This is a genomic window from Bacillus sp. XT-2 (genome assembly GCF_025696525.1).
GTDB classification, from domain to species: domain Bacteria; phylum Bacillota; class Bacilli; order Bacillales; family Bacillaceae; genus Bacillus; species Bacillus halotolerans.
Genome location: NZ_JAHVOC010000004.1, coordinates 44586 through 57671 on the forward strand (window position 1 = coordinate 44586; position 13086 = coordinate 57671).

16 protein-coding genes, 1 tRNA gene and 1 riboswitch are annotated in these 13086 nt (G+C 41.7%); of the genes, 7 read left to right on the plus strand and 10 right to left on the minus strand.

Translation table 11 applies throughout. From position 1 onward, the window contains the following. Window positions 1–73: 73 nt before the first annotated feature. Both KXD37_RS12165 and KXD37_RS12170 read left to right on the plus strand, forming a co-directional pair. Window positions 74–310, plus strand: a complete 237-nt coding sequence (locus tag KXD37_RS12165; protein ID WP_024085142.1) for a helix-turn-helix domain-containing protein — start codon at window positions 74–76, stop codon at window positions 308–310. Between the two features lie 7 nt (window positions 311–317). After that, on the plus strand, window positions 318–506 hold the full coding sequence (locus KXD37_RS12170; RefSeq protein WP_172640631.1) for a hypothetical protein: 189 nt from the start codon (window positions 318–320) through the stop codon (window positions 504–506). 21 nt (window positions 507–527) lie between these two features. Here KXD37_RS12170 and KXD37_RS12175 read toward each other — a convergent pair whose 3' ends face one another. Then, window positions 528–869, minus strand: a complete 342-nt coding sequence (locus tag KXD37_RS12175) for a DUF1433 domain-containing protein (RefSeq protein WP_263463585.1) — start codon at window positions 867–869, stop codon at window positions 528–530. 50 nt (window positions 870–919) lie between these two features. Between KXD37_RS12175 and KXD37_RS12180 the strand changes: the two genes are divergently transcribed. The 3 genes from KXD37_RS12180 (at window position 920) to KXD37_RS12190 (ending at window position 2963) form a co-directional block, all read left to right on the plus strand. Next, the gene (locus tag KXD37_RS12180; RefSeq protein ID WP_263463586.1) at window positions 920–2344 is read left to right on the plus strand and encodes a lipase; all 1425 of its coding nucleotides are present in this window, start codon (window positions 920–922) and stop codon (window positions 2342–2344) included. Between the two features lie 13 nt (window positions 2345–2357). Further along, complete coding sequence (locus KXD37_RS12185; protein WP_263463587.1) at window positions 2358–2669, plus strand: hypothetical protein; 312 nt, start codon at window positions 2358–2360, stop codon at window positions 2667–2669. A 69-nt stretch (window positions 2670–2738) separates the two neighbouring features. Then, window positions 2739–2963: a helix-turn-helix domain-containing protein gene (locus tag KXD37_RS12190; RefSeq protein WP_263463588.1), complete on the plus strand. Its 225-nt coding sequence runs from the start codon at window positions 2739–2741 to the stop codon at window positions 2961–2963. A gap of 341 nt (window positions 2964–3304) precedes the next feature. Here KXD37_RS12190 and KXD37_RS12195 read toward each other — a convergent pair whose 3' ends face one another. From KXD37_RS12195 to KXD37_RS12225, 7 genes are all read right to left on the minus strand, one after another. After that, on the minus strand, window positions 3305–3883 hold the full coding sequence (locus tag KXD37_RS12195) for a DUF3267 domain-containing protein (RefSeq protein ID WP_263463589.1): 579 nt from the start codon (window positions 3881–3883) through the stop codon (window positions 3305–3307). 56 nt (window positions 3884–3939) lie between these two features. Further along, the gene (locus KXD37_RS12200) at window positions 3940–4758 is read right to left on the minus strand and encodes an RNA ligase family protein (RefSeq protein ID WP_263463590.1); all 819 of its coding nucleotides are present in this window, start codon (window positions 4756–4758) and stop codon (window positions 3940–3942) included. A gap of 91 nt (window positions 4759–4849) precedes the next feature. Further along, the gene (locus KXD37_RS12205; RefSeq protein ID WP_263463591.1) at window positions 4850–5197 is read right to left on the minus strand and encodes a hypothetical protein; all 348 of its coding nucleotides are present in this window, start codon (window positions 5195–5197) and stop codon (window positions 4850–4852) included. 58 nt (window positions 5198–5255) lie between these two features. Next, window positions 5256–6170: a DUF4062 domain-containing protein gene (locus KXD37_RS12210; RefSeq protein ID WP_263463592.1), complete on the minus strand. Its 915-nt coding sequence runs from the start codon at window positions 6168–6170 to the stop codon at window positions 5256–5258. 256 nt (window positions 6171–6426) lie between these two features. Further along, window positions 6427–7152, minus strand: a complete 726-nt coding sequence (locus KXD37_RS12215) for a helix-turn-helix domain-containing protein (RefSeq protein WP_263463593.1) — start codon at window positions 7150–7152, stop codon at window positions 6427–6429. A gap of 157 nt (window positions 7153–7309) precedes the next feature. Then, entirely contained in the window at window positions 7310–8359 is a 1050-nt protein-coding gene (locus KXD37_RS12220; RefSeq protein ID WP_263463594.1) for a tyrosine-type recombinase/integrase, read from the minus strand. Between the two features lie 160 nt (window positions 8360–8519). Further along, window positions 8520–8592 (minus strand) — tRNA-Val (locus KXD37_RS12225). Window positions 8593–8764: 172 nt separating this feature from the next. Here KXD37_RS12225 and KXD37_RS12230 point away from each other — a divergent pair. Together KXD37_RS12230 and KXD37_RS12235 are read left to right on the plus strand one after the other, a co-directional pair. Then, a complete protein-coding gene (locus KXD37_RS12230) occupies window positions 8765–9955 on the plus strand; it encodes a DUF819 family protein (protein ID WP_254518162.1) in 1191 nt (396 codons plus the stop codon). A gap of 57 nt (window positions 9956–10012) precedes the next feature. Continuing rightward, window positions 10013–10558, plus strand: a complete 546-nt coding sequence (locus KXD37_RS12235) for a GNAT family N-acetyltransferase (RefSeq protein WP_254518161.1) — start codon at window positions 10013–10015, stop codon at window positions 10556–10558. 32 nt (window positions 10559–10590) lie between these two features. On the opposite strand, the gene metC is transcribed toward KXD37_RS12235, so the two are convergent. Together metC and metI are read right to left on the minus strand one after the other, a co-directional pair. Further along, entirely contained in the window at window positions 10591–11763 is a 1173-nt protein-coding gene (metC, locus tag KXD37_RS12240) for a cystathionine beta-lyase (protein ID WP_254518160.1), read from the minus strand. Further along, a complete protein-coding gene (metI, locus tag KXD37_RS12245) occupies window positions 11756–12877 on the minus strand; it encodes a cystathionine gamma-synthase/O-acetylhomoserine thiolyase (protein ID WP_254518295.1) in 1122 nt (373 codons plus the stop codon). Before metI ends, metC begins: the two co-directional genes overlap by 8 nt. Before the next feature lie 67 nt (window positions 12878–12944). Further along, a riboswitch (SAM riboswitch) is annotated at window positions 12945–13065 on the minus strand. Between the last annotated feature and the right edge of the window lie 21 nt (window positions 13066–13086).

The following is a 13086-nucleotide window of genomic DNA, read 5'->3' on the forward strand; positions in this document are numbered from 1 at the left end:
TTTAAAAACATTTTACTGCTGTCGTTTTACTTGTATAATATGGTTAAAATAAAATTACGGAGGACTAGAGAAAATGCCTTTTGAATTTAAGTTGAACGATATACTGGACGAGCTAGGAATTACTAAAAACAAACTTGCTGTTGAGGCAAAAGTAAGGCCGGCAACCATCGGGGATCTTTGCGAGGGGAAAACCAAACGGATAGAACTCGAAACAATCGAGAAAATCCTATATGTATTAAATAATCTCTCACCAACTAAGACATACACTATAGACGACATTATTCTTTACAACTTGGATATTGAGGATTGATCATAAAATGTTATTTGAAGGAGAAAAACAAGAATGGCTACTCTTTAAGGAGAGGGATCTATCGGTTAGAGTTTTTGAAGCCAATAATACATATGAAGCATACGCGACAATAGCAGGCAAAGGTACGCATGTAGCTCGCGGTTTAGAAAAATGGTCCACGATATCCGAGGCAATTGAAGGTATAACACAAAAATAAAGACGCCATCGTGGCGTCTTATTAATAATCGCAGTCTTTATCTCTACATTCTTTCTTTCTCACAGCATCTATAGTGTGCCCCATAATCTTGTCATTTGCCTTATCATAAATACCGTCAAATTTATTCGATGTATCATCGTTGTAATAGCCAAATACCTCTATTCCACCCATTGGATCTATTTCGTATTTATCTTTAAATGTAACGTTATGTATTCCTTCATAATTCGCTTTGATAAATTTCTCCATTCGTTCTTGAGCAACCTTTACCTCTTCTGCCTGTTCATTTTTATCATTAATATTCTTCATTATAAAACCCCCAACTGCTATAATAATAATTATAAGGATAAAAATGTATTTTTTCATAGAATCACCCTTTCAATAATTCATTTTACATTATATGTGAGGAGTTTTGTATGACCAAGAACATAAAAGTACCTGAAGTATCTGATGAAACTTATTACATACTTAGTCGGTACGCATACAATTATAATAAACTTAAAGAAAGCCTAAAAAACAATCAACCTATTATAGCTGATAGAAACATTCCTTGGTATGTTGAGAAAATAAAAACTGACGAAGATACCGGATTGGACGCGGTTGTACTATCACAAGGAGAAAAAACAAAAAACGGCAAATGGGTTAAATCAAGAAATCCAGAAAATGTTGTTGTATCATTTGCAGGAACGGATCTCGGAAAAGACCCGATCAATGATGGCGCAAAAGCTGACGGCGGCAACATTGTTTTTGGAAGCGACCCCAAAAAAGAAGCTCATTATATCGTTGAAAAGGACGCGAAGGATACGTCTAAAACACTCGGAAAATATAACGGCACACCTTCTCAAGACGCGATGCTTACAACCGGAAACTATAAACTCATTACGAAAACATCACAAATCGACCAAGCAGACCAGCTCGTTAAAGAAGTTAAAAGAAAGTATAACGGAACATCGACGATTGTTTCAACAACTGGTCATTCACTCGGAGGCGCAGAGGCTGAATACAGTGCGGTAAACAATGATATTTATGGGGTCGCGTTTAACAGCCCTTCTGTCGTCAAACTACATACTGATAATAAGCAAGAAGAAATAAACGATGGTTTGTACAATCCTTACGTGAGGTCTATTATCAACCCGGATGATATGGTCGGAGCTGGATATTGGAACGAGTATGATCGCCACAACGGGACCACAATTTACACAAAAAACCCTGCCCTTTCGCAATTCAATCGAAAACAGAGACTGAGTGGACGATGGGGTGACCAAATTGAAAAGAACCTCGCCTACTTTATAGATACTGTTATTCTTCGAAATCCTGATACGCACGGTTTAAATGAAGCCAACTTTACGTTTGATGAAAACGGAAATATCACGAACGTAAACGGCGATGAGCTTGTGTACGATAAAAACCTAAACGCAATGCTTCCGGCCGGCGCGATCGGCGGCGGGGATGCCATTAAAGTAACGCCCAAAAGTGCGAAAAAACTTGCCGAAAAAGTTGACGCGATGGTCGAGGATCTGAGAACGATGAAAAAAGAAGCGCAAAATGCTTATCAAGAGCACGATGAAAAAATAGCTGAACTAAAAACTGAATTTTACGGTCAAGTTGGGCATGGATTCTACGATCAACTGAACGCGCAGGATGTAAAAAATACGTTAGAGGATATAGCCCAATCTTACGATAAAGGACCGTTATTTTACGACACACAGGCTGAACAATCATTCATAGATTCACTACAGGCAGCAATTACAGACCTTGAGGAAATAGGCGGCTTCTTAAATAAAATCGCCGACGACTTTGAGGAAAAAGATCAAATGCTTGCCAATTGGCTAAGATTATAGGAGTGACAAAGCAATGCCGACGTTAGATAACCTTTTAGAACATAAAGATGATCCAATGCGTAAACAGATGCAGCGCCAAATGTTAAAAGCAGGTATGACGCAAGTGGCAAATACTAAGCTTGAGACGGTTCGAAAAAACCTTAAACCAAAGTTTGAAATGAATTCGTTGCAGGAAGAATTAAACGATGTTTATTCAGCCCTTTTATACAGTTTCGAGGGAAAAGCGCAAAAAGCACTTGCTCAGCGTATCAGTGAAAGTGCCAAGCTTATTGTTAATGCGGAGAACGACGGAGAAACTTTCGTTAATAGCTTTAAAACGAGATAAAAAGCCACTTTAATTATCAATGATAACCAGCAGTTGACTATAGACAAGTTCGTCACAGAGGTGATCGAAATGAAATTAATCGCTACGCCGCGCCTAAACGCCGTCATGAAGGCGAAGGGATGGACGCAGGTAAGGCTTTCGGAAGCATCGGGTGTGCCGCAAGGTTCAATATCGCGATTCGATAAGAACAGTCGCCACGAAAATTGGCACATTTTTTCAATTGCGAAGGCGCTCGAAGTAGAGGTCGAGGAACTATTCGAAATAGAAGAAGCCGCGGAAGAGGACGCTGAATAAATCGGCGTCTTTTTTCACAAACATGCAGAATATTTTGGTATAATACGGGAGGAAAGGCGGGTAATTTGATGGAACGCATCGATAATGAGAAATCTGTATCCGTCGACCTCGATAGTGCACGTGTCTGGTATGATAAGCGGCAAGGAGGTATTCGGCTGGTCCTTAACGGCTCGACAATCATAAATTTACGTAAAGGGTCTTCGCAATATAATAAAGTGATGAACGAGATTGTAGGAATACAAGACACTGAGTAAATCGGCATCTTCATTTCATAAAGTCAAAGCATTTTTTGACATAAATGATTATAATAGACAACAAAATAGACGCTCTTAAAGGCGTCTTTATTTCTTTATTACTTTAAAATCTCCTATACATAATTGTTGAAATGTTGTTCCTTTTGGCTGCTTACTTGCACCGAGTATGAGACTTAAATCTCCAAAACACCCCTTCAATTTTAGAAGGTAAAGTGGAATTCCGAAGCAAAATAATTCTGGATAGCGCAGTAAATATATCTTACTGAAAAGTAAAAAAGGTAAAAAAATCAAAGTAAGTACAATTGCTGGAGCTAGTGCAATGACAATAAAAGCACTCTTACCTATTTCGTCACTATTCTCAAACATACAGCACGGCTTAAAAGTTTTGCGTCCATTTTTATTCTTGTTGATATAACTAATTTTAGTTTTAAATGAGAAATGAGAAGCCGCCCACGCATGAGCTTTTTCATGAACTATAGTAAGTAACGGTTGTAGCCCTAAAAAAAGTACAAAGTTACTAAAACAGTAAACCCAAAGCAATGGCGAATTAATCTGACGTGCAATTCCGATTTCTATGTCAAAAAATAAGAAAGAGCTCCAGCACAATACGCCTAGTATCATACCTAATATATTAACAGCGGTAGATGAACTTTTTAAGACCATCATCTATATCACCTCAAATATATCATCGACTAATAAATAATATATTTAAGTGCAAAATTTTAAAAGGAATGTAGCCACGCATCAAACGAAGGTATCCGCAACATACCGTTCTTCGTCCTAAACCGATGCTTAACGCGGCACTTCAGCGGCTCTATATTCTCGTATTTATCCGTTTCTTCTACGTCCTTACGCAGCGAATGAAATCTCCGCCGTTCAGCCTGCGGCATAAACTCCATAATTCCCGCGTAGGAACCGTCCTCATACGCAAGCACCAGCGCATTGTCTTCTTTACGATATCCCGTAATCCATACGTCCGTATATTCGTAGTTTACGATCTTCAGCCAACGGTCGGACCGTTTACTTTCCGCATAAGACGAATCTGCGCGCTTCATAACGATGCCCTCGATGCGATTCTGTCGCACCAACTCGAAGTAGTCGGCGGCGTGTCCTCGTATGCCTTCGATGATCTTAACGTTTGGATGATCGATCGCGAGGCCGGCCAGTAGCGCCTTTCTTTCATACAACGGCTTAGACGTAACCGCGGCGCCATCCAACCGTAATAGATCAAACACGCAGAATACTATTGCGTGAAAACTTTTGCGCGACTGGAACCGTTCCATCATCGCTTCGAAATCGCCGGCGCCGGTCGGTCCTGGCACGATCAGTTCGCCGTCTAAAACGGTGCCTTCCGGTATCTGTAGCGTTAGGAGTTCGGGGAATTTAGCGGTGACTTCGTTGTTGTGGCGCGTGTAGAGGCGTATTTGTCCGTTAGTTTTGGACGCGATCAGACGGATGCCGTCGAACTTGGTTTCCGTAATATAGTCGTCAGAGTCGAACGGGGCTTTTGCGGACTCTAATAACATTGGCGAAATAAACAAAAAATCACCTCGTTTCAGCTTCGTATTACTTTAATGATATAGTAATAGTCCGCTAGAACGAAGTGATATGGCGTTGGTAATTTACGGTGTTCTATTTGATATCGTACTTTTCAAAGAAACTTATTAATTGAGTTACCTCTTTTACAGAACTTCGGGCGCCATTAAAATACTCCTCAACTTCTTCGTCTGTTAGAGTATACGAAGAAGTAACTTCTGTTTTAGTTCCCGGCAGTCCTTGTTGTACAAGCGACTCCTCCTCAACATGCCTTTTAACCCATTGGTTGTCCTTAAATAATATCTCTTTTCGTTCTTCGAACCAATCAAGACCTCCATTTATGTCACGATCCTGAATTGTAGCCGTTGTAATAATAATCCCTGTTTTATTGGATTCCTTATTAATTTCTTCACGCAATTTAGCTAGTTGTTCTAGTATCTTCATTATTTTTCTCCCTATAATTTTTTATATTTTTTGCTGGTATAGAGAAATTGCAATTATATTAGAATGGTAAGTCATGCGTACAATTATTTACCACAGAAACTATTTTCTGCTTAGCTTCATTAGACAAATCGCAAAGTTCATCGTATATATTTATAGGCATCATATATAACCTGACATTTCCGTGACTCGTAAATTCTTTTGGTTCCAGCAATCCTCTATCTACGAAATTATCTATTACAGCTTCGTAATAAGAATGCAATTCACTTAAAATGCCTCGACCCGAATGCCATCTTTGAATCTCTTTCATTGTCCCATCTGCCATCCATCTTGAACCAAAGCTGCGGTTTGCAGTTTCTATTATATATGCAAGCAGTAGTAGTTCATTTTCAGATAACCGATCTGAGATTATTAATTCGTCTAAAGTTTTCCCTTGATTGTAACTTACCGTATCTGTATTTTGATTTTTTTCATCTTTTTTATTTTTATTTCTATAAATTTGAACTTTTTTATATAGATCTTCAGTTATTTTACTTATATTATAAGTTGAATATAGTCCAGTATAACTTTTTTTGTACTCCTTCACTTTATTAACTTCTTGATAATTTGTATCAAAAGGAATGTTTCTATCTAAAAAATAAAGCATAATTTCTTTTTTATTTTCTATAAAAATATTTATTTCTTCTAACGTGCCAGATGAGAAACTAGTAGTTGGCGAACCCAATCTAGTCCAAAAAACACCTATTAGTATGTCACACTTATTTACTAGCTGTTCGTTTATAATTTTCTGAGCTTCTTCTGCACTATATGCTGGAGCTACATCTTTTTCCCATCTACTAGGAAGCAAAATAACCCCCGTCTCTTCTGCAAACTGCCTATTCCAATTATGAATTGCCCTTTCTATTTCATCACGCTCATCCTGCACATCTGAAGGTGATGCAATAAGAACGCGCAATACCTCCGCTGGAAAACCCATTTTCCACCCTCATTTCCTATAAAATACGACTTAATATACTTCTACATTACACACTAGAAACCTTCTTGAAAAACAGGAATTTAGGGCTAGATTTAAAATAATGGATAAAACATTATAAAAGAGGTATATTTAGCATCATTTATAGAGAGGGACAACACACTTGGATACTTCTTAAATAAAATAATTCTACCTGATCATTTAAATATATCGCTCTCTGCGCATAGAGGTCTTCCGCAACCTTTTAAGTACTATATGGTTACATATTAATTTGGTCGAACCTTTCCTCAAATAGACGATCCAGCATCCGGTCCAGTACGCCGTTATAATAACCGGCCAAATTACGTATTGCTTTCCGTTTAGTTGCAATAAATGTTTGCCGTACGGCCTCTAGTCCGATCTCTTGAAGTGTATCGGCAGCATAAACGCCTTTTAAATACGACGTATGCGCGAGATAAATGCCGTAGAGCTTGCTCGTTAATTTACGATCACTAACAAACGTATTGACCGCCAATTTAAACGCAGCATACGTATTACGTAGTAACTTTAATTTGCTTTGAGAAATAACAGCTTCGTCTTTCCGTTTCGGCGTTTCCGCCTTTGTCTCCGTTGGCTTTTCGGCAGCTTGGCGGGGTAACACGGACGGAGTAACATCGCTCGCCGGCAGGATAACGTATATATTGGCGCCATTGCCGCCGGATACTGGCCGATACTTTATTTCTTTGCGAATAATGCCGAGATCGACTAAACGCTTAACGGTCCGAATCACGGTTACGCGGTGCTTGCCGATTAGTTCCGCAATAGTTGCGAGCTTCAGATACGCCACGCCCGGCGTTTTTACGGCATGACGAGACAACACCTTCAGAACCTCGATTGCGGCAGGCGTTAGATCGGATTTATTACGGTATATGTGCGTACGGATGGCGCCATTAAGCTCGTCCACTGAACGGAATGACGCCATTTTAGAGGCTTCTTTCGTGTACATTCGGTTTCTCTCCTCGATAAGAGACACCGGTCCGTCGGAAAATTAGGCGCACTTAAATAAACGTAGACAATTACGCTTTTTTTCGATATAATAAACGTAGGTCAGGACGTTCTATCTATCGGATTTATTTCCGCTGGATGGCGTTCTTTTTTTGTTTTTAGGATCTTTTTATTTTTCGCGGCATTGCTTGAGCTTTGATAATGTAATTCATCACTGTATGTTTGGCATGCGCCTTCGCTACCGATTTATCAGCCACGTGTGTATATCTCTGAATCATTCGCAAATCTAAATGACCGAGTAGCTTTTGAAGCATTCGGCTATCTCCTCCATTCTCCAAAAACATCGTCGCAGCAGTATGTCTAAATAAATGCGGATGCACCTTCTTTTTCACGTTAGCTTTTGCCGCAAAATCAACTAATCTCTTTCTAAAATGATTTCTGTCAAGACGAGCTCCGTAGTTAGTCAGAAAAACATAATCACTTTTAAAATCTAATTCATTTTCAGCGATTAACTCTTGAACTAGCCGACATGTAGTAGGTAGTAAAGGTATATATCGTGTCTTTCGATTTTTCGCAATAGATGATCGAATCGTTAATATATGAGATTTAAAATCAAAATCCCGCTTTTCAACATGTGTTATTTCACCAATTCGCATCATTCCGTCTAACAATACGTTCATCAATACATAATCACGAAAATCTGCAAAGTTTTTCTTATCAGGCGCTTTTAAAAGACGTTGCAGCTCATCTGGTTGTAAAATAATAATAGGCTCCTCTATTTCTTTTACGTTCTTAACTCCGTCCATTATATTATTGTCAATAAGTCCTTCGTTTTCCAGGGTGTTATACATCACTCGAAGTGTTTTTAAGCGCGTATTTATCGTGCTATCTGATAGACCTCGCTTCTTCTCCTCATCCGATATATAAACGTTCCCCTTAAATTGCACCCAATCATTGCGCATATAGTTTATATAGTGTCGTATTGCATCTCGATCAATAACCGTAGGAGAACGAGGTATACCAAATTCATCAAGAAACGTAGTGAAAGATTTATAATTATCACGATATTGTTGTAACGTTCCTTTTGCTTTCCCTTCGGCCGTCTTTATCGTGATGAACGTCTGAAATAATCCGTCTAAGTCACCGAGATCACGAATTTTACGCCTGCGTGTTCGTTTAATCGGTTTCCCTTTCCGAATATTATCCATAAAAAAGAACGCCTCCTATTCCGGTTTATAGAATAAGAAACGTTCAAACACGGTAACGGTCCACCGCTACCCTGCGCCTTAATACGCCTAAGTCATCGACTAAGTCAACGCAATAAAAAACGGCTAGAAACGTTGATATAACGCCTCTAACCGCCGTGTATGATTCCGACTGGGCTCGAACCAGCGACCTCTACCCTGTCAAGGTAGCGCTCTCCCAGCTGAGCTACGGAATCATGATATGTATGTGTTGCTGGGTATGTTGTTGTCTTTCTGACAAGTCCTATTATATAACCTTCCCTTCTATTCGTCAACTGCTTTTTCAGAAAAACTTTTTTCGGACTTGCTGTTATGTTCATCGGCTATTATAATATGTCTTAATTTTCTAACAATAGGGGTGATGGGGTTTTGCATTCTTTGATTTCTTCTGATGATGTATGGGTATTATGGGGATTTATTGCGGTGTGGGCGGCAGTGAGCATCGGGCTGGAGCAGCGGTTTAAGTGGGCTTCCGCTGTGTCTGGCGCTATTATCGCGCTGGCAGGTGCAATGGTGTTTACAAATATAGGAGTGCTTCCTGTTGAATCCCCTGTATACGATACCGTATGGTCATATGTGGTGCCGCTTGCGATTCCTCTTTTGCTGTTTCAGATCAATGTGCGGCAGATTTTTAAGGAAAGCAGGCGCTTGCTGTTTATTTTTCTTATAAGTTCCTTAGGGACAGTGGTTGGCAGCATCATCGCTTTTTTTCTATTAAAACAGCATATTCCCTATCTAGATAAGATCGGCGGGATGATCAGTGCCTCCTATATTGGCGGCGGGATTAATTTTGCGGCGATGGCTGCGAAATTTGAGACACCGGGCGAATATGTGTCGGCAACGGTTGTGGCAGATAACTTTATGATGGCGCTGTTGTTTTTTATTTTAATCAGCATTCCCGCACTCAAATGGTTTCGCCGGCATTATGCGATGCCGTTTGAAGATCAGGCAAAAGCGGAAGGAAACAGTGGTAACAGCGCGGAAAGCTATTGGAAGCGGAAAGACATTTCATTAAAGGACATTGCCTTTAACGCTGGAGCTGCTTTTGCTCTTGTTGCGGTAAGCGGTAAGGTTTCCGGCTATTTCAAAATTACGTTCTCTCACCCCCTTTTGACCGGGACGCTTGGCGATCAGTACCTTGTGCTTACGTCTTTATCCGTTCTTATCATCTTTCTGTTCCCTCGTTTTTTTGAAAGGCTCAATGGATCTCAGGAGCTTGGCACCTACTTGATTTATTTGTTTTTTGTGGTGATTGGCATTCCTGCAGATCTCCGGTTAATCATCACAAATGCGCCTCTTATTCTCTTATTTGTCTTTATCATCGCCATCAGCAATTTAGCGGTTTCCTTAGCTGTCGGTAAATTGTTCCGCGTGCGCCTTGAGGAAATTCTGCTTGCCGTAAACGCCACAGTCGGCGGCCCTACGACAGCAGCTGCGATGGCGATTGCCAAAGGATGGCGGGAGCTTGTTGCACCGATTATGCTGGTCGGCACACTCGGCTACTTGATCGGCAATTATGTTGGCACCTTTATGGGAAATTGGTTTTCTTCCTTTTTATAAAAAGGATTTTCACACTTTCCTCAGAATACTATGTAAGAGAAACGGAGAGATCACTGTATGTTAAAAGGACATACCATTTATATAAGACCTTTAGAAACAGAAGATGCTGAAGAGAATCTTCGGCTGCAAAGCGAAAACCGGGCATTTTTTGAACAGTTCTCCATGATTCGCGCAGACGATTACTATACGATTGAAGGGCAGAGAAAAAGGATCGAACAATATCAGCAAAGGTTGGTAAATGACCAAGAGTATCACTTCGGCATCTTCACAAATAAAGACCATACATTAATCGGGACGGTTTCCCTTTTCCAAATCATCGGCGGAGCGCTGCAATGCGCGTTTATTGGATACTTTTTAGATAAAGCCCATAACGGAAAGGGCCTTATGACAGAGGCGGTCAGACTGATTGTTGATTATGCGTTTCACGATTTGAAACTGCATCGCATTGAAGCCGGTGTCATGCCTCGCAATCTGGGGTCCATGCGCGTATTAGAAAAAGCGGGATTTCATAAAGAGGGTATTGCCCGAAAAAACGTGAAAATCAATGGAAAATGGGAGGATCATCAAGTACTGGCGATTCTGAATCCTGATGATGAAAAATAAAAAAGAAGCCGGGATATCGCCCGGCTTCTTTTTTAACGCGCAGCTACGGGCGCAATTTCTTTCAGCGCTTGTTCGAAATCACGTTCTAAATCATCTGCATGTTCGACTCCCACACTTAGACGGAGCAGGCCGTCTGTGATGCCGCGTTTTTCACGCTCTTCCTTAGGCATTGCCGCGTGAGACATCGTTGCCGGATAGGACAAAATCGATTCCACGGCGCCAAGGCTCACAGCAAAGACCGGAAGTGATACATTCTCTACTAATTTCTTAACGGCCTTTTTGCTTTCAAGCTCAAAAGAAAGCACAGCACCCGCTCCCACCGACTGACTTTTATGGGTTTGGGCCCCCGGATGATCAGACAGCCCCGGATAATACACGCGTTTCACCGCCGGATGCTTCTGGAAAAATTCCGCAAGCCGCTGCGCTGTTTGGCTCGCTTTTTCTAAACGGACCTGCAATGTTTTTAAGCCGCGCAGCACGAGCCAGCAATCTTGCACGCCAAGGACGGCGCCGAACGAGTTTTGCAGCTTATACAGCTGCTTCCCAAGCTCTTCATCCTTGACAGCAGCCAGTCCTGACAGCACATCGCTGTGTCCGCTCAGGAATTTTGTTGCGCTGTGAAGCACAATATCCACGCCGAGATCAAGCGGACGCTGCAGTGCCGGTGTCATGAATGTATTATCCAGAAAGGTCAGACAGCTGTTTTCTTTTGCAAGCTGGACAACCGCTTTAATATCAGTAATTCCAAGTGTCGGATTTGACGGTGTCTCCATATAAATGACCTTTGTGTTTGGCTGGATATTCCGCGCCACTTCGTTGATATCCGTCATATCAACAAACGTGTGCTCAATGCCAAAACGGGTCAAAACCTCTGTCACCATGCGGAAGGTTCCGCCGTATACATCTTCTGTCACAAGAACGTGATCGCCCTGTGAGAGAAGTAAAAATGCTGTTGAGATCGCAGCCATGCCTGAACTGAAAGCAAACCCTCTCGTTCCGCCTTCCAGTGCGGCAATTGTTTCTTCGAGAGCTGTTCTTGTCGGCGTGCCTGAGCGGCTGTAATCATATGCGCCAAATTCTTCAAATGAAGATTGATGGAAGGTCGATGCGTGCTGGATCGGTACACTGACCGCCCCGGTTGCACCGTCTGTTTTAAATGGATTGTGCACGAGCTGGGTTTCCAGCGTCCAATTGTGATTACTCAAATGAAACAGCTCCCTCTTTGACCTGACATAACGCCTGTTTTAGGTCCTCTTTTAAATCTTCCGCATGTTCAATTCCGACTGAAAAACGCAGCAGACGATTGCAGACACCGTTTGCGATACGGATTTCTTCAGGAATATCCATGTGCGTCTGTGTGGCAGGGTATGTAATAAAACTCTCCACCCCGCCGAGGCTTTCAGCAAAACAAATGGTCTTCAGTGCTTTTAAAAACGGGTTGACCCATTCTTCTTTTTGCAGACGGAAGGACAGCATGCCTCCTTTTCCCGGGTAAAGCACATCCTTGATTTCTTCTTGCTCTTCTAAAAAGGCCGCAAGCTCTTGCGCGTTCTCCTGATGCTGGCGCATTCTGAGACTGAGCGTCTTCATTCCTCTCATCAAAAGCCATGAGTCAAACGGAGGCAGGACAGCGCCGATGGCGTTTTGATGCTGAAACATTTCTTCTCCAAGCTGTTCATCCTTTACAACAACAAGGCCTGCGAGCAAATCATTATGGCCGCCTAAATATTTGGTTGCGCTGTGAATGACAATGTCGGCTCCGAGCTCAAGCGGACGCTGCAAAACCGGTGTATAAAATGTGTTATCAACAATCACCAGAAGACCGTGCTCTTTTGAGATCCGGGCGATCTTTTCAATGTCCGCCTCCTGCATCAGCGGATTTGTCGGTGTTTCCACAAACACCGCTTTTGTTTTTGGTGTAATCTTGGAGCGTAAACAGTCCTCATCGCTGAAATCATCATAATAAAAGGTCAAGCCGTATTTTTTCCATTCATTTTCAAACAGACGGTACGTGCCCCCATACAAATCCGATGAAACGATCAGTTCATCCCCGCTTTTAAACAGCGCCATAATCGTTTGAATCGCTGCCATTCCCGAACTGAAGGCAAGCCCTCTCGCTCCGTTTTCTAAACTGGCAATCGCGTCCTCAACAAGCTGGCGTGTCGGGTTTTTTGTCCGAACATAATCAAATCCGGTCGATTCGCCGATCCCTCTGTGGCGGTATGCTGTTGATAAATAAATAGGGGGACTCACTGTTCCCGTTACTTCGTCGCTTCGGTTTCCGATTTGGGCTAATTTCGTTTCAACGTGCTGTGACATATAGCTGACACCTTCCCTTTTCAAAATAAAAACCCCTTCTTCATAAGAAGAAGGGGTTTAACGCTTCTTCTTATCTTCCAAGCATAGTACGCTTGCTGGATTTAGCACCTTGGCGCTTTGCACGTATGCAAAACAAGCCGGTTGCTGAGGTTTCTAAGGGCCAGTCCCTCCACCTCTCACGATAAGAAATATCGATTTCAATTTTCTGA

Coding starts and splice junctions, on each gene's coding strand:
- KXD37_RS12165 (WP_024085142.1), top strand. CDS start 74: ATGCCTTTTGAATTTAAGTTGAACGATATACTGGACGAGCTAGGAATT.
- KXD37_RS12170 (WP_172640631.1), top strand. CDS start 318: ATGTTATTTGAAGGAGAAAAACAAGAATGGCTACTCTTTAAGGAGAGG.
- KXD37_RS12175 (WP_263463585.1), bottom strand. CDS start 869: ATGAAAAAATACATTTTTATCCTTATAATTATTATTATAGCAGTTGGG.
- KXD37_RS12180 (WP_263463586.1), top strand. CDS start 920: ATGACCAAGAACATAAAAGTACCTGAAGTATCTGATGAAACTTATTAC.
- KXD37_RS12185 (WP_263463587.1), top strand. CDS start 2,358: ATGCCGACGTTAGATAACCTTTTAGAACATAAAGATGATCCAATGCGT.
- KXD37_RS12190 (WP_263463588.1), top strand. CDS start 2,739: ATGAAATTAATCGCTACGCCGCGCCTAAACGCCGTCATGAAGGCGAAG.
- KXD37_RS12195 (WP_263463589.1), bottom strand. CDS start 3,883: ATGATGGTCTTAAAAAGTTCATCTACCGCTGTTAATATATTAGGTATG.
- KXD37_RS12205 (WP_263463591.1), bottom strand. CDS start 5,197: ATGAAGATACTAGAACAACTAGCTAAATTGCGTGAAGAAATTAATAAG.
- KXD37_RS12210 (WP_263463592.1), bottom strand. CDS start 6,170: ATGGGTTTTCCAGCGGAGGTATTGCGCGTTCTTATTGCATCACCTTCA.
- KXD37_RS12215 (WP_263463593.1), bottom strand. CDS start 7,152: ATGTACACGAAAGAAGCCTCTAAAATGGCGTCATTCCGTTCAGTGGAC.
- KXD37_RS12220 (WP_263463594.1), bottom strand. CDS start 8,359: ATGGATAATATTCGGAAAGGGAAACCGATTAAACGAACACGCAGGCGT.
- KXD37_RS12235 (WP_254518161.1), top strand. CDS start 10,013: ATGTTAAAAGGACATACCATTTATATAAGACCTTTAGAAACAGAAGAT.
- metI (WP_254518295.1), bottom strand. CDS start 12,877: ATGTCACAGCACGTTGAAACGAAATTAGCCCAAATCGGAAACCGAAGC.